At 55.9% G+C, this 19,118-nt stretch carries 11 protein-coding genes; 7 read left to right on the top strand and 4 right to left on the bottom strand.

The genetic code is table 11. The features are described 5' to 3' along the window. Positions 1–765 (bottom strand): hypothetical protein (locus VFA09_07655; protein HZU67137.1); only part of this gene is annotated, 765 nt, incomplete at its 3' end. Further along, positions 699–3,461, bottom strand: coding sequence for a hypothetical protein (locus tag VFA09_07660; GenBank protein HZU67138.1), 2,763 nt, complete (start codon positions 3,459–3,461; stop codon positions 699–701). The genes VFA09_07660 and VFA09_07655, both read right to left, overlap by 67 nt. 418 nt (positions 3,462–3,879) lie before the next feature. On the opposite strand from VFA09_07660, the gene VFA09_07665 reads away from it, so the two are divergent. The 7 genes from VFA09_07665 (at position 3,880) to VFA09_07695 (ending at position 13,173) form a co-directional block, all read left to right on the top strand. Beyond that, the gene (locus VFA09_07665; protein ID HZU67139.1) at positions 3,880–4,998 is read left to right on the top strand and encodes a thiamine pyrophosphate-dependent dehydrogenase E1 component subunit alpha; all 1,119 of its coding nucleotides are present in this window, start codon (positions 3,880–3,882) and stop codon (positions 4,996–4,998) included. Then, a complete protein-coding gene (locus VFA09_07670; GenBank protein HZU67140.1) occupies positions 4,995–5,978 on the top strand; it encodes an alpha-ketoacid dehydrogenase subunit beta in 984 nt (327 codons plus the stop codon). Before VFA09_07665 ends, VFA09_07670 begins: the two co-directional genes overlap by 4 nt. Positions 5,979–6,070: 92 nt before the next feature. Then, positions 6,071–7,480 (top strand): dihydrolipoamide acetyltransferase family protein, encoded by a 1,410-nt coding sequence (locus VFA09_07675; protein ID HZU67141.1) that lies wholly within the window; start codon positions 6,071–6,073, stop codon positions 7,478–7,480. A 119-nt stretch (positions 7,481–7,599) separates the two neighbouring features. Further along, complete coding sequence (lipA, locus tag VFA09_07680) at positions 7,600–8,493, top strand: lipoyl synthase (protein HZU67142.1); 894 nt, start codon at positions 7,600–7,602, stop codon at positions 8,491–8,493. Further along, entirely contained in the window at positions 8,477–9,274 is a 798-nt protein-coding gene (locus tag VFA09_07685; protein ID HZU67143.1) for an alpha/beta fold hydrolase, read from the top strand. Before lipA ends, VFA09_07685 begins: the two co-directional genes overlap by 17 nt. Positions 9,275–9,360: 86 nt before the next feature. Beyond that, entirely contained in the window at positions 9,361–9,771 is a 411-nt protein-coding gene (locus VFA09_07690) for a response regulator (protein ID HZU67144.1), read from the top strand. Positions 9,772–9,939: 168 nt separating this feature from the next. Further along, positions 9,940–13,173: a S53 family peptidase gene (locus VFA09_07695; GenBank protein ID HZU67145.1), complete on the top strand. Its 3,234-nt coding sequence runs from the start codon at positions 9,940–9,942 to the stop codon at positions 13,171–13,173. A gap of 80 nt (positions 13,174–13,253) precedes the next feature. Here VFA09_07695 and VFA09_07700 read toward each other — a convergent pair whose 3' ends face one another. Next, positions 13,254–16,229 carry a protein kinase gene (locus VFA09_07700; GenBank protein HZU67146.1) on the bottom strand — a complete coding sequence of 992 codons (2,976 nt, stop codon included), beginning with the start codon at positions 16,227–16,229 and terminating at the stop codon, positions 13,254–13,256. Between the two features lie 261 nt (positions 16,230–16,490). Continuing rightward, on the bottom strand, positions 16,491–19,073 hold the full coding sequence (locus VFA09_07705) for a protein kinase (protein ID HZU67147.1): 2,583 nt from the start codon (positions 19,071–19,073) through the stop codon (positions 16,491–16,493). Between the last annotated feature and the right edge of the window lie 45 nt (positions 19,074–19,118).

Below are 19,118 nucleotides of genomic sequence, written 5' to 3' on the forward strand. Positions count from 1 at the left end.
GACATCGGTGAGCGACGTCAGCCATTGACCGAAGCCGCCCGCGCTGCCAGGATCATAGACCGAACCGGCCTGCTGATTGAGGGCGTTGGCCGCGCCAACGATGTGCGTATCATAGGTCGAGGCGTCATAGGTGGCACAGGCACTGTAGGACGAGGAGCCAATCGTACAGCCCAGGTGCGTATCGCCATCGGTGCTGCTGACCAGGTTGCCCGATGTATCATAACTATGCAAGACGGTGATCAGATTACTGCTATCGGCACAGCCGCTCGTTCCCCCAACGGTATGCGTCTGTGCCTGGGTGATGCCAGGCACGTCGGGCGAGGTGTTGTATTGCGAGAGGTTGCCATAGACGAACTGGCTGCAACTGGACGGCGTGCCGCTGCCGTTGCGCACCTGGCTCACGGCAGGCAGGTCGGTCAGGAAGATGCCTCCATCGATATTATCATGCGGATAGGTGGTATCGTGTGCATCGACATAGACGCCGGTGCCCAGGTCCGCGCCGCTGGTGCTGGTATCGCTGATATTGCCATAGTCATAGGGAGTCACGCCCTGGTCATCGCCATCGTAGGTAGAGTTTACCTGGGTATGCACAACGCGCGGATCATGGATGTCCGTGACGCCATCCATCAGGTAGGTATCTTCCTGATCCACGCGCGGGTCGCAGGCCACCACCGGATTGTTCTGATCTAACTGGCTGATCAGGTAGTTATCGCCAGGATTATTGGGGGGCCACCACCACTTTTGGGGAAGCCGGTCGGTTGGCAATCAGGTTCCGACGTCCAGTACAGCTGGCGCAGCATAGAACCATCGCTGCCGTAATCCAGCTCGTGCAATTCATGACCGGCCAGGGCTGTTGCCGTGGAACCGTTGTAATTCATAAAATAGGGCGCGACCTGGCAGGATTGAATATAGCAGGTGATATTACTATAGGCTATTCCCCAACCAGTGGTAGTATTGTAGTAATGATCCTGGTAGGAGCCGTCGGGCTGGATCACCTGTGCAAAGGCATAGCTGGTAAACAGGCCATTGTAATAGTCGGCCTGGTCATTATCGTTTTGATTGCCCCAGGTAAAGCCTTGATTACATTCGTCACAGATGGCTCCCACATAATTGGAGGCCAGGCCTTTGACCAATCCGTAGTGATACGTCCAGGTGGAGGTCTCGCCATTGGAGACCGTCTGCCGCTGGGTCACCATGTAGTGACTCCAGTTTTTGTCGTCCGCCTTGCCACAGCGGTTGGTGGAATTGCGGCCTGCGTTACAGTTGGCCGGATCATCGATGGCCCCGCTATCGACCCCATGCGTGTTATTATGGCCCTCCGTCCAGCTGATCGTCTCGTTCCAGCCGCGTCCATTATCAATATTGGTCAGATACCACGAATAGACGGTGCGTGACCACAAGTAGCAAGCACTGTTGCCATCTCTCGGTGCCCAGCTATCGGGACTGCAATTGGTAGTTGGGGTGGCATAGTACCAGAGATCGAAGTAGTGCAGGTGGTTGACGGCGTAGGTCAGGTTGACGGTCGGCGCATTGAGCGGCGTATCATTGACGCCATTGATCTGAATGCGATTGAGATTCAGATAACCGGCCATGCTCTCTGCTTGCCCTGAGTACGGGTCGGTAATCGTCTGCGGACCCGTCTGCGTATAGTAGAAATGATACTCGCGCAACAGGTTGCCCTGCACCTGCACCTTTAGATCGTTGAGGACAAACGAGTTCATCACCTCCGGCACCGGAATACCACCCACGTCCACCGGGTTATCGCAGCGAAATTGCGTGCTATTCCAGCCGTTACAGTTGGAGTTGAGGAGATGCTGGACGACGGTACTGGCATCAAAGATGAGCTTGACTTGCGGGTGCCAACTACTGCAGGCCGTCTGCTGGTGACAATTGGGATCGTCGTATTCAATATCAGAGAGGACCGCATCCTGAATCCAGTTCGGGTTGGTGATGCGTTGATAGTTAAAGTGAATCTGGTTACCATAGCGATCCACGATCAAATCCAGGTCCCAACGATATTGTTCCCAGACGCCGTTGACTTTAAAGCTCTGGACGGAGCCATCTGCGTTGTTGCAGCCGAACTCCTCCATGATGCCATTGGGGAAATAGGCCCGCCAGCAGGGCCAGCCGCCGCCGTCTACCTCCTCCACTTTCGCGTGATTAGTAGGCGTCGTAAACCAGAGAGGATTGGTGCCCAGCGGGGGCGAGTAGGGCTGGATCGTCGAAGCGCTCAGGTTGGGCGGGATCAATTGCCCGCTGATGCCGCTGGGGTCATTGAATTGCCAGACATTCTCAAGATGATTCGTGCCACCGGGCGTGACATTCTCCTGGCTCCAGGTAATGGAGCCGAGCGAAAGGTTCCAGCCCTGCCCCACCCAGGGAGCAGTAGCCTGCAGGTTATGGCTTTCATCGACGGAGCCGCTGGCATAGTTGAGCGCCAGCGGTGGCACCAGCCCCCCGGGGCCGGGTGGCAGATCAAGCGGATAGTTGTAGGTTAGTCCGCCGGAGTTCAAATCGACCTGCGAGTCCTGCGGTGTGCCCCACAGCGCCTGGGGCGTTTGCGTGCCAAACGTAATCGTATTGGGAGCCACAGCAAAGGGCGAGGGAGAATCATCTTGCTGCGAGACCCTCCCATGCGAGGGTGCTGGCTGCTCTTGAGGCGTTTGTGCTGGAATGGTCAGATCGCTGTTGACGCTCCAGGTGAGTCCGCTATGATCGGAGGTAGCAACCAGGAGCCGGGTAGTCGTGGAAGGTTCCTGGTTGGCGGGAACCGTCGGCGGAGTGCCAGGCAGCAAGGTCGAGGCATCGCCGCCGCGCAGGAACGCATACACCTGTTGCCCTTGCCACACCAGGGCATCCTGACTGGAGAGCAGGTGATAGGAAAATGTGATGGGGTGCAACAGTACCAACTGCGTGAGGGCAGACCCATCGGCGGCCAGCAATTGCATTTGATAGGTGCTAAAAATAATATGATCACTATACGTCCCGCCTGAACCCGGCAGTAGTTGTGTAATCTTGAGGGTAATACTGCCTCCCGCTTGCTGCAACGCAGCCGCATCAATGGTACCGGCAAGCACATCCACCCCCAGGCGCCCATCATTGCTGAGAAAGTGCAGTGCGTTCGGAGTAAGGCTCAGTGAAGCGGGTGTCATCGTGACCGGCCAGGAATGCGGCGGTGAACTATAGCGATAGTGCGAATCAGGCTTGACATAGGTATAGGGAAGCGGAGGCGTGATATGCCGCTGTGGTTTGAGCCATCCCGGTGGTGTGATGGGAGGATTCGGATTACCTTTTCCTGCTGCATACACCGAAGAAGGCGCGAGTGCCGCCAGCGGCGCAAGCACGCCACTCAAGAGCACCAAGCAAAGCAAGAGACCGGTGAAAAACACGCGTTTTTGCGAGGAGAAAAGGAAAGAGCGATGCGAGCAGGAGAAGTCGCGAGGAGAAAAAAGAGGCGACATAGCATATCTCCATTTCCCTTGAGCACGAGGATCAAGATCAGCGGGAGCGAAAAAATAGTACTGAAAGGTATGAAACGTACCCCCTAAGCACAAGTATATAATAGGCAAGAGCTACATGTCAAGGGAAAAAGCAAGCGAAAAAACAGTTGCGCGTCAACGTAGCAACTTTCATCTTTAACATATGATGCAACTCCTGGCACATGAAAAGGTTGCTGGCGTTGCGTGGTCTACATCTCTCCATGTTCGACTTCCTTATAGCCCCCGCTTGCCACCGCCTCACTTGACACCCTTTCTCTCCGCGTGCTAGCATGAACGCAGAACAACTCACTAAGAATCAGTTGCGCGGCCCGTCGATGACACTGTTGTCAAACTATGATCGGGCAGCGTGCAGATAAACATCAGAAAAGGAAGGAACATTATGGGATTGGGGCGGGAAGATCTCCTGCAAGTCTACTATTTTATGCGCCTCACGCGGGCTATGGAAGACCGCACGAGAACATTATTTTTGCAGGGGCGGGTCGTGGGCGGCGTGTATACCGCGCAGGGGCACGAGGCCACGACCGTGGGTGCGGCGATGATGCTGGAGAAAGATGACTTTATTGTGCCCCAGCATCGCGACCTCGGCATGCACCTGGTGCGCGGAACATCTCCCCGCGCCGTAATGTGCCAGTGGCTGGCGCGTGGCAACTCTCCCACGTTAGGACGCGATGGGCAACTGCACATCGGCGATATCCAACATGGCATTGCTCCCAGCATCAGCATGCTGGGCGAATCGCTGCCAGTCGCATGCGGCATCGGCCTTACCATGAAAATGCGCAAGCGTTCGACGATTGTGCTGGCCGGATTCGGAGATGGAGCGGCCAATACTGGCCCATTCCACGAGGCCCTGAATTTTGCGTCGGTGCAGAAACTGCCCATCGTCTTCCTCATCGAAAATAACGGCTATGCCTACTCCACACCCAATAATAAGGAATTTGCCATTGAGAATCTTTCGGATCGCGCGGTGGCCTATGGCATACCGGGCGAGACGGTCGATGGCAACGATGTGCTGGCGGTAATGGAGGCGGTCGGGCGAGCCATAGAACATGTCAGAAGCGGCAAAGGCCCGGCGCTCCTGGAATGCAAAACGTTTCGCGTGCGCGGGCACTCCGAAGCAGATAAGGCCGACTACGTTCCCAAAGAACTCCTCGCCGAATGGCTGAAAAAAGATCCCATCCTGCGTTTCGAACACTATTTGAGCGAGCAGGGTATCTTGACCGCGGAAAACAAGGCCGAAATCGAGCAAACAGTCAAGGCAGTGGTCGGTGATGCTGTACATTTCGCGGAAGAGAGTCCGGCGCCGGATCCTGCGACGGTTGCCGATTATATCTTTGCTCCCGATGGACCAATTGCCATTATCGGCGAGCCTGGAGCCAATGATCCGCGTTATGTCAATGCAATAGATACACGCACAGGCGAACCTTTTACCGCCGTCTCGAATGCCCCGGCGCAGCTGCATGCGCCGGAAACTATACCCGAGGAGGTTGGACGGAGATGAGTGAAGTGACGTACCTGGAAGCTATCAGCCAGGCCATTCGCGAAGAGATGCGGCGCGACGAGGCCGTTTTCCTGCTTGGAGAGGATGTAGGCACCTATGGTGGCGCGTTCAAGGTCAGCGCAGGTTTCCTCGAAGAATTCGGGCCGGAGCGCGTTATTGATACCCCGATGTCGGAGGCCGCTATTATTGGTTCCGCGGTTGGGGCAGCCTTGATGGGTATGCGGCCCATCGCCGAGATGCAGTTCATCGACTTCATCGCCAGTGGCTTCGACCAGATCATCAACATGGCGAGTAAGATGTACTGGCGCTCCGGTATGCCCGTGCCGGTAGTCATTCGTGGTCCCTCCGGCGGTGGCACGAAAGGCGGCCCTTTCCATTCCGCGAGCCCGGAGGCCTGGTTTTTTCATACGCCAGGAATCAAGGTAGTCGTGCCCGCGACGGCCTATGATGCCAAGGGGCTGTTGAAAGCCGCCATTCGCGACAATAATCCCGTGCTGTACCTCGAACATAAATTGCTCTATCGCATGCCAGAATTGCGCGAGGAACTGCCCGCCGAGGACTACGTTGTGCCGATAGGCAAGGCCCTCGTGCGCCGCGAAGGGCAGGATATGACCATCCTGACCTACGGAGCAATGGTACACCAGTCTCTGAGGGCGGCGCAGACCCTGGAAGAAGAGGATGATCTGGAGGTCGAGGTGCTTGACCTGCGCAGCCTGGCGCCGCTCGACCGCGAGGCCATCCTGGAGTCGGTGAAGCGCACGAACAAGGTACTGATTGTGCATGAGGATACGCTAACCGGCGGTATCGGAGCCGAACTGGCCGCCATCCTGGCCGAGGATCTATTCGAGTACCTGGATGGCCCGATTACGCGCGTAGCCGCGCCCGACGCGCCGTTTCCCTACGCACCTCCCCTGGAGGACGCATACTTACCCGACGAGGAGAAAATTCTCGACGCGGCGCGGAAACTGGCAGCGTATTAGTAAGGGCGTACCCTTGAGGTCGGCTGGAGCTGGTAAGCGCGCTATTAACATGATTATTTTTATGCTCATAACTGACAAAGGAGTCATAAAAGATGGCAACACCGGTGAAAATGCCACGATTGGGTGAATCGGTGGCTGAAGGAACAGTAGCAAACTGGTTGAAAAAAGAGGGCGATTGGGTAGAGCGCGATGAGTCACTGGCGGAAATTATTACCGATAAGATCAACGCCGAATTGCCCTCGCCCGTTGCGGGCCGGTTGACGAAGATTCTCGTCAAGGCCGACGAGACGGTGCCTGTAGGGGCCGATATCGCACTCATCGAAGAAAATGCCGATGTCGCGGCTTCTCCACCGGCTGAAGCTGCTCCAGGACCTGACGCGGCTCCCGTGGAGACTCCCAATCAGGCGGCCACACCGGTGATGGAGCAACAGACTGCCGCTACCGCCAGTGGTAATGGAGCAAGCGCAACACCGCGGCAGGCACGTCCAGAACGTATAGGCGAGGAGGAGCGGCAACGTATCTCACCCCTGGCACGGCGATTGGCGCGCGAGCATGATATCGACCTGAATGCCATCCAGGGAACGGGCATTGGCGGGCGCGTGCGTAGAGATGATATTCTGGCATACATCGCGGCACGGCCCCAGCGCGAGCCTGTCACCGCCGCTGCTGCTGCAACCCAGACGGCTGCACCCACCCGGCCTGCGGCTCCTACACCTCCGCCACCTGCTGTACCGGCAGCGCCATCCATGAAGCCAGAGCCTGCCCCGGTCGCTCCTCCTGCTCCAACGGTAGCCGGTGAGGGTGAAGAGATTGTAACGCCGAGCCGCATGCGACTGGCAATCGCCGAACACATGGTACGTAGCAAGCGCACGGCACCACATGCCACTACGGTGGTCGAAGTCGATATGACCAACATCGCTAAATGGCTAGAGAAGCATAAGGATGAATTTAAGAAGCGCGAGGGCTATGGCATCAGTTTTGTCCCGTTCGTCATGAAGGCCGTATGCGAGGGTATTCGCCAGGTGCCACTGATGAACTCAAGCTGGACGGAAGACAACAAGATCGTCATCAAGAAGCGCATCAATCTCGGCATTGCCGTCGCAACCGACCTGGGGCTGGTCGTTCCAACCATTCATGACGCCGATCAATATACAATCGCGGGACTGGCAAAGCAGGTTGCGACGATTGCCCAGCGCGCGCGCGCCAACAAGTTGACCATACAGGACATGCAGGGCAGCACGTTTGTTGTGAATAATCCTGGCACATTTGGTACAATTATCTCAGTGCCGATTATCAATCAACCGCATGCAGGCATTCTGAGTATGGATGCAGTAGTCAAGCGACCGGTTGTGATCGAGGATGACGCCATTGCCGTGCGCTCAATGATGTACCTGTGCCTGTCTTTCGACCATCGCATTCTGGATGGTGCGGGTGCCGCGAGTTTCTTACAGGCAGTGCGCACCAAATTGCAAAGTTACGGGCGAGAAATCGACGTGTATTAATGCACATTTGCCGGTAACCTGGAAAATGTAGGAGCCGATTCATCTGCCGGTAACGTAGAAAATGTAGGGGCCGATTGATCGTACACACCGCCGATTCATCGGCCAAAGGGAAAACAACTATGGCGACCATGATTCCGGAACGGCGCCCTGAATGGCTCAGGGTACGCCCGCCAAAAGGAGAAAATTACGAAAACCTGCGGCAGTTGATGCGCAGCAAGGAGTTGCACACCGTCTGTGAGGAGGCGCGCTGCCCGAATATCGGTGAATGTTGGGGCCATAAAACGGCCACCTTCATGATCCTTGGGCGCATCTGCACGCGCAGTTGTGGCTTCTGCGCGGTGGAAACCGGTAGACCTATCGGGTTGGATTGGGAGGAGCCGAAGCGCGTCGCGGAAGCCGTGCAGAAGATGGGCCTGCGCCACGCGGTTGTGACCTCCGTCAATCGCGACGAGTTGAAGGATGGCGGCGCGGCCATTTTTGCCGCTACCATTCGCTGGATTCGCCGTCTGAATCCCGATTGCCGGGTCGAGGTGCTAACACCCGATTTCAAGGGCGTCTACGAGGCGCTGCAAGTCGTCATGGATGCCAGACCTGACGTGTATAACCACAACGTCGAGACGATTCCCCGCCTCTACAAACGCGTGCGCCCGCAAGCCATCTACAAGCGCTCGCTACAAGTATTGAAATGGGCCAGGGAGATGAATCCAACGGCTCCAACAAAATCAGGCTTTATGCTCGGCCTCGGCGAGACCTGGGATGAGATTATCGAAGTCATGCACGACCTGCGCGAACATGATGTGGATATCCTGACGATTGGGCAATACCTGCGCCCATCGTTCCAGCACCTTCCCATCCAGCGCTACGTGCCGCTCGAAGAGTTCGCGGCCCTTAAAGCCGAGGGCAAAAAGATGGGCTTCCGTCACGTCGAATCGGGGCCGTTTGTGCGCAGTTCATACCATGCTCACGAACAGGCGGATGGCGCGACAAAGGGGATAAATGAAGACAACCATTAACGACATCAATATAGCCTATGACGACCATGGCATAGGGTTGCCGGTGCTGTTCTTGCACGCATTTCCACTAAATCGAAGTATGTGGGAAGGCGAATTGACTGCATTGCTGCTAGAAGAACGCTACCGCCTCGTCGCCCTGGATTGGCCGGGCTTCGGTGAGAGCGAGATCGCCACCGATATCTCGACCATGGAGCTGTTCGCGGACTATCTTGCCGGGTTAATGGACACGCTAGGAATGCAATCCGCCGTCCTCTGCGGCCTTTCGATGGGTGGCTATGCCGCTTTCGCGTTTCTGCGTAAATATCCGCAGCGCGTGGCCGGACTGATCCTGGCCGATACAAGGCCCGGAGACGATACACCAGAGGCGCGGGCCAATCGCGAGAATGTGGCACGCATTGCCGAAACCCAGGGAACCGGCGCTATCGCCGATATGCAAATGCCACGCCTGATCTCGGACTATACACGCCAGCACCATCCCGAAGTTGAACTGCGCGTGCGGCAACTCATCAACGCGGCAACTCCCAGGGGCATCGCCGCCGCCTCGCGAGGCATGGCGCAGAGAGTCGATTCAACCGATCTACTGCCGGGTATTACCTGCCCCACGCTGGTAGTCGTTGGCGAACAGGATGCTTTGACGCCGCCTGGTGTAGCGCGGGACTACGCGGCAAAGATTCCCAACGCCCTATTTATCACTATACCGAACGCGGGTCATCTCTCGAATTTAGAGCAGCCAGAAGCATTTCTCCAGGCCATTGGCGGTTTTTTGCGCAGCGCATTTTAAACAACGTTTTTTATGCGGCGCAATAGAAATAAACATTTTTCTCTCGCTCATACATACTGCGAGCGAGGGAAATCGGGATGTGATGAATGAAACAGCCATTGCATTATCCAGGCAGGCATGCGCCGATTGTGCTGGTCGTGGACGATAATCCTGCTATTCGCGATATGGTCTCCTGGGCCCTCGAACTGGATGGCTATGAACCGGCGGAAGCTTCCGAGGGATTGGAAGCCCTGGCCTGGATCGATAATGCCGCTCGTGAAGGTCGCTATCCCTCCGTCATCCTGCTTGACCTCGCCATGCCCGGCATGAATGGCAACGCCTTCATTAAGCGCTTACGAGCGCAATGGGAGGCCAAACATCCCTTGCCAGCCATCATTGTTATTACCGCCGCCACTGAACAGCAAGATCAAGATATGTTCCAATCTCCTGTCAAGCATGTCATTGTCAAGCCCTTTCACGTCCGCGACCTCCTGGATGCTGTGCGCAAAGTGACATGAGAGAGCGAGAAGGGCACCACCAGGGTACGCCCTAATAGTACTATTCCCCTGCTTCTTCACTCCCAAATCCACGGAAAAGCCCATAGATGGCGTTCAAATCAGGTAGAACATTCTGACCATTTTTGGCAACATTTGTAAATCCGCCCTGGTAGGTGAAAGAGGCTTAGTATGAAAATACGTACAATCTATCCGGTAGTGTTAGTACCACTATTGTCCCTTATAATCGTGGCCGCCCTATTATTCCTCTATATCTCGCCATTTACGCATGCTACCACCGTGATACCGCGCGTAAGCATGGCAAATGCCACTTCGGCAAACGCTCTTTGTCAGGGGACTACACATTGCACGTTCGCGTCCTCAACACCCGCTAGCCAGCCAATCACCGTGGCGCTCGGCCTGAAATTGCGTAACACCGATAATCTTGCCGCATACCTGAAAGCGATCACCGACCCGCAGTCCATCTACTATCATCACTATCTCAACGCCGCCTCGTTTGACGCGTTGTATGCGCCACTACCCCAGAGCGAAGCCGCCGCTGCTGGCTTTCTGCGCTCCTATGGCTTCAAAATCACCGCCACCTACTCCAATCACCTGCTCGTCGACGCCGTTGGTACCGTAGCGCAGGCCGAAGCAGCATTTCAGGTGCAGATCAATAATTATCGCGCCGACAATGGACAACTATTTTATGCCAACGCCGCCGCTCCCACGCTTCCTGCCAACGTCGCGCCTTTCGTCGCCTCGATAAGTGGATTAGACGATTCCATCCAGTATTCGCGGCAGCCCATCACTGCCGGTAATGCTCTCTTGCATACCAATGCCCAGAAACAAACGTCCCGGCAATCCACCACTTGCCCGCAGCCCGGTTCGCCTACCTACCCAACCGCTTATGTACCCAAACAAATTGCCACCGCCTATGATTTTAACGGCTTTTATAACGCGGGCACGCACGGCGAAGGACAAACAGTTGGCCTGCTTGAACTCGATGGATTTTCAGCAAAAGACATCGCCACTTATACCGCCTGCTTCGGCGGAACACAGACCCTCATAAAGACCATCCCCATCGATGGATACAATGGAGCAGCGGGAGCGAATGCCGCCGAAGTCGAACTTGACATCGAAACTGTGCTGGGACTCGCCCCGCATCTTTCCAGCCTGCGCGTCTATGAGGCCTCGGCAAGCTCGCTGGCTGCCTATAACGACGCCTGGGCCCGTATCGTCAGCGATGTCACACCCGTAGTAAGCACCAGCTGGGTCTTCTGTGAAGAGGCGCCCGGTATGTCTGCCGAAATCGCCCAGGAAAATATTTTCTTCCAGGCAGCCGCGGCCCAGGGGCAAACCATCCTTGCCGCCAGTGGCGACTCCGGCGCATCGGGTTGCTACGACCCCAGGACCGGCCAGAACACGCAACTCGCGGTGGACGACCCTGCCTCGCAGCCCTATGTCACCGGCGTAGGTGGCACCACCCTGCGTATCAACTTCGATAACACCATTCAATCCGAGCAGGTATGGAATGACCGTGCCATAAAAAATGGCGCCAGCGGCGGCGGCATCAGCCAGGTCTGGCCGATGCCCTCCTGGCAGCAAGGGCCTGGCGTCGCCAATGCCTACACCAATGGGTATCGTGAAGTCCCCGACGTTGCTCTCGATGCCGACCCGCAGACTGGCTACGACATCTATTGCAGCGTTGGTGGATGCGCGGGAAGCCACGGTTGGCAGGTCATCGGTGGCACCTCGGCAGCTGCTCCCGCCTGGGCCGCCATGGTCGCGCTCGCCAATCAGGCCTCCATCAAAGCCGGCGGCTTCCTCCAGGGCTTTCTGAACCCCGCCCTCTATGATATTGCCCATGGCGCGCCCGGCACATCCTACGCGGACGCCTTCCACGATGTCGTACCCGTCCAGGGCGGCGTCAACAGCAACGACTACGTTGGCGATGGCGGCGCCTATCCCGACACCACCACCTATGACCTCACCACCGGTCTAGGCTCCTTCGATGCCTACAAATTATCCCAAAACCTCAATATCCTTGCCCAGGGCGCTCCACAGCAAAACGTTGCCACCAGCACCATCTGGTACTTTGCCGAAGGACGTGTCGGCGGCGATTTCCAGGAATTTCTCACCCTGGAAAATCCCGATCCCCTCCAGACTGCTCAGGTGCGCGTGCAATACCTCTTCGAGGGACGAACCGGCCCTGCTATCATGCATAGCGTCCCACCCCAGAGCCGTGCCACCGTCAACGTCAATCTGGATCTCCATATCCCTTATGCCGGCCAGGGCTATTCCATCTCTATGGTCGTCACCTCTGTCAACCAGGTCGGCATCGTAGCGGAGCGTCCCATGTACTTCTCATGGCACGGCATCAACAGTGGCACCGACGCTCTCGGCGCCACAAAATTAGCCCAGGATTTCTACTTCGCCGATATAGAAACCGAGCGCAACTACTCCAGCTTCGTCACCATCCTCAATCCCCCCGGTGGCAAGGTCGCTAACGTCACTGTCACCTACATCGCCTCTGGCGGGCAGATCGGCACCACCACCATCGTCGTTCCCCCCGGCCAGCGTGGCACTACTAACCCCATCAATCTCGGAATCTTCCGTACCTGTGCCATGTACGTGCATTCCGACCAGCCCGTCGTCGTAGAGCGCCCCATGTACTTCACCACTGCCCGTGGCAACATCAACGGCCCTGTCACAGGCGCTGCTACCGTCGTCGGTACCCCCTCGCCCGAAAATGACTGGCTCTTCGCCGAAGGCTATACCGGTCCTAACTTCCATGAATACCTCGTACTAGCCAACTTCGACCCCACCGTCACCGCAAACGCCACCGTGACTCTCGAATACAGCAATGGACAGGTCTATCCCACGACCATAGCCGTCCCGCCGCAGTCGCAATACTTCTTCGACGTCAATGCCGCTTCCGCCAGCTTCGCGCAAAGCACCACCGAGCTATCCGCAGAAGTCACTTCTGACTCCCCCATCGTCGTCCAGCGCCAGGAGTACTTCCGCTTCAACCAGAACATCCCCGGCGGCACCGATGTCATCGGCGAACCCGGCCCCGCCAAAACATCCTACAGCTTCGCCGAAGGGTTTACGGCCAGCGGCTTCAACGAATTTCTGACCTTGCAGAACCCCAGCACGAGCAGCGAGACTGTGGCCGTCACCCTCTACCTTGCCCACAGCATTACCGCGCAACAGATCGTCACCATCGGACCCCAGACGCGTGTTACCCTTAACATCAATAGCATCGTGGTCCCCATCGCGCAGTCCAATCCCAGCGCCGGCTACGAAGTCTCGCTCTCTGTCCAGGCGCAAAGCGGCACCATCGTCGCCGAACGCCCCATGTACTTCGACTTTAACCACAACGCCGCCTTCGGTGGCACCGATGTCGTCGGATTCACCGGCTAGCTTTGTCACAAAACGAAGCAGGGACTGAACTATGACAATCGTCGTAGTTCAGCCCCTGCTTCGTTTGAGAGCATAAAATGCTAATTCTGTGTAATGGTGATGGAATACCCTCCGCTGTTATCGCTCGGATCGGGATCGCCGACTCCGAAGTAGATTATTCCTCCTGGAGCCTGCATCGTGAATGTATAATAGTGGGAGCTACTATAGCCGGGTCTTCCGTCGATGAGATAACCATCGACGGGATTACCATTCACAGTGAGTGTCCACGTGGGAAGACTACTTCTGTACCAGGGTGATACAGGAGTCTGCATGCCATTCGTAAAGATGTAGAACGCATCCGAAAGGGCATGCACATTGTATGCCTCTCCATAACCGCTGATTTGCACTGTTACTGTTCCATGATACGCATTGACGGTAGGAACGCCAGCTTCACCCGAGGTAAAAGGCACATAAAGGCTCTCTGATACCGACGGCGGAGTGGGTGTCGGAGTCGGAGTCTCAGTGGGCGTCGGAGTAGGCGTCGGCGGCGGCGGAGCGTGCGTCGGCGTCGGTGTTGGCGATGGGCCGCGCGTCGGTGATGGATTCGGCGGTCTCGTTGGATAACTTGTTGGAGTCGGTGTTATTCCCGGCTGTGTCGGCCCCGTTACGGTCAAGGAAACGTTCAGGCTGGCAGTTCCACCATTGGAATGGATCGTGATTGCGCCGAGATAGTTCCCCGGTACCAGGTTAGTGCTATCGGCTACCGCGTAGGTAGACTGTGGCAGGTCGCCGGATTTCACTGTGCCCGTGCTGTTGGTCAGATGCAGCCAGATGGATTCTCCTGTGTCGGCGCTCCAATTCAGCGTCTGATTGCCCACATTGCCAATCGTGATGAGCTGCATACTCTGCCGGTTGGTCAATAGCGTGCCGAAACCAATACTGCCCGGGTTGACATCCAGCACTGCTCCATTGTGATGCGGCCCTACCTGTAATTTGACCTGCACCTGCGCATCCCCGCCGTTAGAACTGATATGCAGCATACTCGCGTATGTGCCCTCTTTCAATGCACGCGTATCGGCTATGACATTGATCGTTTGTTGCGGGGCTTTAGGCTCAATAATGCCCGTATTTTTTTGTAACTTTAGCCATGGGGCATTCTCTGCCCCGGCAGACCAGATCAGCCTTGCATCACCGCTATTGCCGATCACGATTGAGAGCGCCGGTTGCACTCCCATGGGCACCTTGCCAAAATCCAGCACCTTCTCACTAATCGTTATCTGTGGGGCCCTGGGTACAACCGTGAAAGAAGTCTGCGCGCTCCAGATGCCCGCCGAGGCATCTAACATATGCACTCCTACTGCCCACGTATCGCTCACCCAGATCGTAATTGCGAAGCTGCCTGAGCTACTGGCTACAAGCGAACTGTTAAGCGGATCGTCCAGGGCCGCCTGGTTGTTGTAGGCATAGCTTTGCGATCCTGTAGGGACAGCGCCTTGTGCCTGTTCTCCAGCACTGCCGCTGTACCAGGCTTCTCCTGTCGCGTCACTTCCCATAGAGGTAAGGTTTGTGCTACCGTCAAGGGTAAGCGAGATACCTGTTCCCGGCACAAAGCCGTTGCCCAGCACCTTGAGAGTCGAGCCTGGCGTCACCTTATTGCTCCCGCTAATCGCAAGCGCTGGATGAAAGAAGATCAGCAGTGAGCCGAAGACGCCGGACAGGATAAGTACCAGGATAGCGATGATCGCGGCCAGAATGATAAGCCACCTGCGGGGTTTGTTTTGCCGGTTATTGCTGTTTGGAATCCGATTCGCGGGCACCGGTGTCACATATGTTTCCTCGTAGGCCGAAGATGTCACCGGCCCTGCAAACTGTGGTACAGGTAGCGGCATCGAGTTGCCGGATACCGGTGAAGCCGCGGGAAAAACTCCGCTTGATTTACCCGGGTCTGAATCTAATCGCGTTGGTGCAGGTAGCAATGTGGGAGGAAAGGGGGTTACAGGGTTTGGATTCACGGGATAAGCCAGCTGTTCGCGAGGCCCCGTGCTGAGCTGTCTGGTATCTCCAGGAATCACTGGTGGCATCGCCGCGAGTTTTTGCGACGATGTATTAGCGTGAGGTAAAGAGACAGTAGGAGCCTGTGAAGACTGCATCGCGGCAGGGCTGCTGGGCATCTGAGGTGCCTGTACAGCGGGAAGTGGAGCTGAAACCGTGGGGTATGAGGCAGATATGGCGGGCAGGCGTCCCTGAGAATTGGTCGGTAAATGCAATTCGGTGATAAAAGCCTTGATATCAGGAAAACGGTCGGTGCGCTGCTTCGCCATTGCCCGCAGAATAGCATCCTCAACAAATTGAGGCAACTGCGGATTCAGCTTTGATGGTGGAATCGGCGCCTCCTGCATGTGTTTGAACCCCATAGCGAAGAAATCTTGTGCCGAAAATGGACGTTGCCCCGTGAACAACTCATAGGCGACGCATCCCAGCGCGTATTGATCGCTCTCCTTCGAAATCGAATTCTGGAACTGCTCGGGGGCCATGTAAGAAGGCGTACCGATCACCGTGGCGAATTTGATGCTCGCTGTCTCTATCATCGTCGCCACACCAAAATCCGCCAATAGCGCCTCTCCTCTGGCATTGAAAAGAATATTTTCCGGCTTGATATCTCTATGTATAATATGCTGCTGGTGCGCGTAATAGAGCGCTTGCCCGATCTGCGTCAGGATTGTCAGCGTCTCCTGTACCGGTAGAGGATGCGGAGCATAGCGTTTGATCCTGTCACGAAGTGAGCCGTTAGGAGCATATTCCGCCACCAGGTAAGGGAAACCCTCGTGAATGCCCACATCGAGTATGGGGAGAATATAGGGGTGTTTGAGGACTTCCAGAAATTGCGCCTCGCGTAAGAAATTTTCGCGTTCCTCCGGTGAACTTAAGCGCGTAGTGTGTAATAATTTGATGGCCACCGTGCGATTTTTGAGTAGCAGGTGCTGGGCCAGGTAGACGCGGCCAAAAGCGCCACTATCGATTTCGCGTACAATACGGTAATTACCGATCTCCACCTGAAGTTGATGATCATCACTCATAAAATCCCCCTTTATTCGTGATGCAGAATCTTTACAGAGCATGCAAGTAACAGTGCATGAAAATTGAGTTTATTGTAACAAAACTACAACGATTTAGCAATAGCCAATTTTCTGGTGTCACCAACTCATTTTGTATCCTAACAGGACTCGATAAAAGTCAAGCACTAGCAGGCCATGTCTTGTATGAGATCAGGACAAAATCAGGATTTGCATGCTCGACTTTTACCGAGTTCCGGCATCACGTTTCCAAAAGAGTCAGGATCAGGGTGTTGCTGTGACGGTGGCAGGCTGATTCGCCGGGCTGGCCCCAGGGGTAGGTGAAACCTGGGGCTCCGGCACGCTTACCTGCTTGATGCTGATCGTGATATGATCGATATTGGTTGGCACGCTATTCCAGAACAGGAAGGTACCGGCAAGGTTTACCAGCGCGGACTTCACGCCATTCTGCTGCGCCAGCACTGCTTGCGCATCTTGTACCGATTTCCCCGCGATCAACTTTGCCAGCGCCAGCTTCTGGGTGGTGCTGAAGTTGAAATTCCAGATGCCCTCGGTTGCGATAACGAGTGAGAGTGTGCCTGTTTTCACATTGGTGACGCTGACGCTTAAGATGGTGGTGAGTATATTGCCGGCAAGCACATAGCTGGGGTCAAGATCGGAGCTGGCCTGCGCTTTGAGCATTTCGGATGCCGCCGCTTCAGGTGCTGTGGGATCGTATACCTCGCCGCTGCACGAGAACGAAACGGTGACGTTGAACGTGCTGGCGGCATCCCCCACGTTTTTATCTGCCGTCACTTTGGAGCCACATTTCGGCGCACCGACCTCCTGCTCTCCTGCTTTTAGCTCTGCCCCATACGCTTGCTGCGCTTCGGCTAATACTGACGGCATGAGTGGATTGGCGGCTCCATTGATATCGCCCTGTTGTACGACTGTATAGGTACCGGCATCTTTACCTCCAACGAACGATTGTGTGTTGTATACTTTCAGACCGCCGTAACCATCGTTATATGAGTAATAAAAAACATGCGGGCCAATGTTGCCACTGGCTCCTGCTTTGACCATATGGGCGCGGAAGGTGCCCGTCTTCTGCGGATATACCTGCACATACGAGTCGATAATCACTGATATACCATTATTGCTGGTAAGGGTTTGTCCGACATTTGTGGAATAGATGTAGCCGTTGGAACTGTCGTCGTTTTCCAGCACCAGCGTCCCATAAGCCACGGTGGCTGAGGTATGGGCTATTCCTGTCGCTGTAGCGGAGGTTGTCTTTGACTTTGTGGCAGTGATCAGACGCGCCCCGGTAACCTGATTGAGAGAAGTATTTGGATTTTTTGTCACCTGGGTAATCGTAAAGGTATTCTTCAGGTCTCTGTTAAGCGGGGTGATCGTCACCGTAGCGGTCGCCGGATAGGCAAAGGTGTAGAAGGCCGCGACCCCGCCGGGGCCTAAAATCAACAACAGCACCAGTATTGCTGCCAGCACGAGCGGCCAGCGCCTTCTTTTCCGTGGCGCCTGTTGTGTTGTTGTTTGCGCAGGGCCAGCGCCTGGGCCGAGCATCTGACCCGCGCTTGCCGGGGCTGGAAAAGATGAAGGTGGCGCGGCGGCCTGTCGATAAGCCGGCTGTATCCCAGGAGGCGGTGGTGGAGTCTGCCCGTAGGCCGGTTGTGTGAAAGGTGGAGGGGTTGGCGGCGAGGCTACAGGATAGGGAGCCGGCGGGTTCATGTTTGCATATTGTTGCGCGGGCAGGGTCGGCATATCCCTTTGTGTAGGCACTGGAGTGGGCATCGCTGGGCCGGTTGCCTGAACAGTGAGGCCTGACTGCATCCACATCACCTCTTCGCTGCGGGAAATGGGTCCTGACGGCAAAGGTGGGAACTGTGAAGCCGGCGCAGGCGTGGGAATTCCTCCTGGAACCAGGCCAGGGGCATTATTGGGGAGAGTAGGCATGAATTGAGAGGCCACGACGGTAGAACCGCCGGTAATGGGACGCGCTTCCATGGCTGGTGGGCGTTGATAGAGCTGCAAGGGGCGTAAAGCGGCGATGAATGCAGCTACATTCGGGAAACGCTCCATGCGCTCTTTGGCCATTGCCTTGAGAATGGCCTGTTCAATGTAAGCAGGAATGGCGGGGTTATATTGTTTCGGGGGTACAGGTGTCTCTGTCAGATGCTTGTAACCCAGGGTGAAAGGATCGGGCGCCGAGAAAGGACGGTGGCCGGTCAGTAATTCGTAGGCGATACATGCCAGCGCATACTGATCGCTCTCTTTGCTGATCGTACCTTGAAATTGTTCTGGCGCCATATAAGGCGGTGAGCCGCTGGCCTCGACGAACTTAATCGAGGCCGTGGCCAGCGTTGTAGCGATACCGAAATCGGCAAGCAGGGCATCTCCTTGCGCATTGAAAAGAATGTTGGCGGGCTTCAGGTCGCGGTGAATGATGTTCTGCGCGTGCGCGTGATCTAATGCCAACCCTATCTGTGAGAGAATCTTCAGCGACTCTTCCATTGGCAGCAGGCGCGGATCAATACGCTGCAAGCGATCCCGCAGCGAGCCAGGCGGCGCGTATTCGGTCACCAGGTAAGGGAATCCCTCGTGAATGCCAACATCGAGAATCGGCAGGATATGAGGATGTTTCAGCATTTCGAGCAGCCGCGCCTCTCGCAGAAAGTTATCTCGTTCCTCCTGCGCATCCAGGTGAGAGGCGTGCATCAGTTTAATCGCCCCGACGCGATTTTGTAAAAACACATGTTCGCAGCGATAGACCACTCCAAAGGAGCCGCTGCCAAGCTCGGCGAGTATGCGATAGTTGCCAATCGTTTTGCCAATGTAGCTGTTTGTTCCCATCTGTGCGTTTCCCCCTGGGAAAACTCCCCGTTTTAAGTGACGATA

The sequence above is a fragment of the Ktedonobacteraceae bacterium genome (genome assembly GCA_035653615.1).
Taxonomy (GTDB): Bacteria; Chloroflexota; Ktedonobacteria; order Ktedonobacterales; family Ktedonobacteraceae; genus DASRBN01.

Coding starts and splice junctions, on each gene's coding strand:
- lipA (HZU67142.1), top strand. CDS start 7,600: ATGGCGACCATGATTCCGGAACGGCGCCCTGAATGGCTCAGGGTACGC.
- VFA09_07690 (HZU67144.1), top strand. CDS start 9,361: ATGAAACAGCCATTGCATTATCCAGGCAGGCATGCGCCGATTGTGCTG.
- VFA09_07660 (HZU67138.1), bottom strand. CDS start 3,461: ATGTCGCCTCTTTTTTCTCCTCGCGACTTCTCCTGCTCGCATCGCTCT.
- VFA09_07665 (HZU67139.1), top strand. CDS start 3,880: ATGGGATTGGGGCGGGAAGATCTCCTGCAAGTCTACTATTTTATGCGC.
- VFA09_07670 (HZU67140.1), top strand. CDS start 4,995: ATGAGTGAAGTGACGTACCTGGAAGCTATCAGCCAGGCCATTCGCGAA.
- VFA09_07700 (HZU67146.1), bottom strand. CDS start 16,229: ATGAGTGATGATCATCAACTTCAGGTGGAGATCGGTAATTACCGTATT.
- VFA09_07685 (HZU67143.1), top strand. CDS start 8,477: ATGAAGACAACCATTAACGACATCAATATAGCCTATGACGACCATGGC.
- VFA09_07705 (HZU67147.1), bottom strand. CDS start 19,073: ATGGGAACAAACAGCTACATTGGCAAAACGATTGGCAACTATCGCATA.
- VFA09_07675 (HZU67141.1), top strand. CDS start 6,071: ATGGCAACACCGGTGAAAATGCCACGATTGGGTGAATCGGTGGCTGAA.
- VFA09_07695 (HZU67145.1), top strand. CDS start 9,940: ATGAAAATACGTACAATCTATCCGGTAGTGTTAGTACCACTATTGTCC.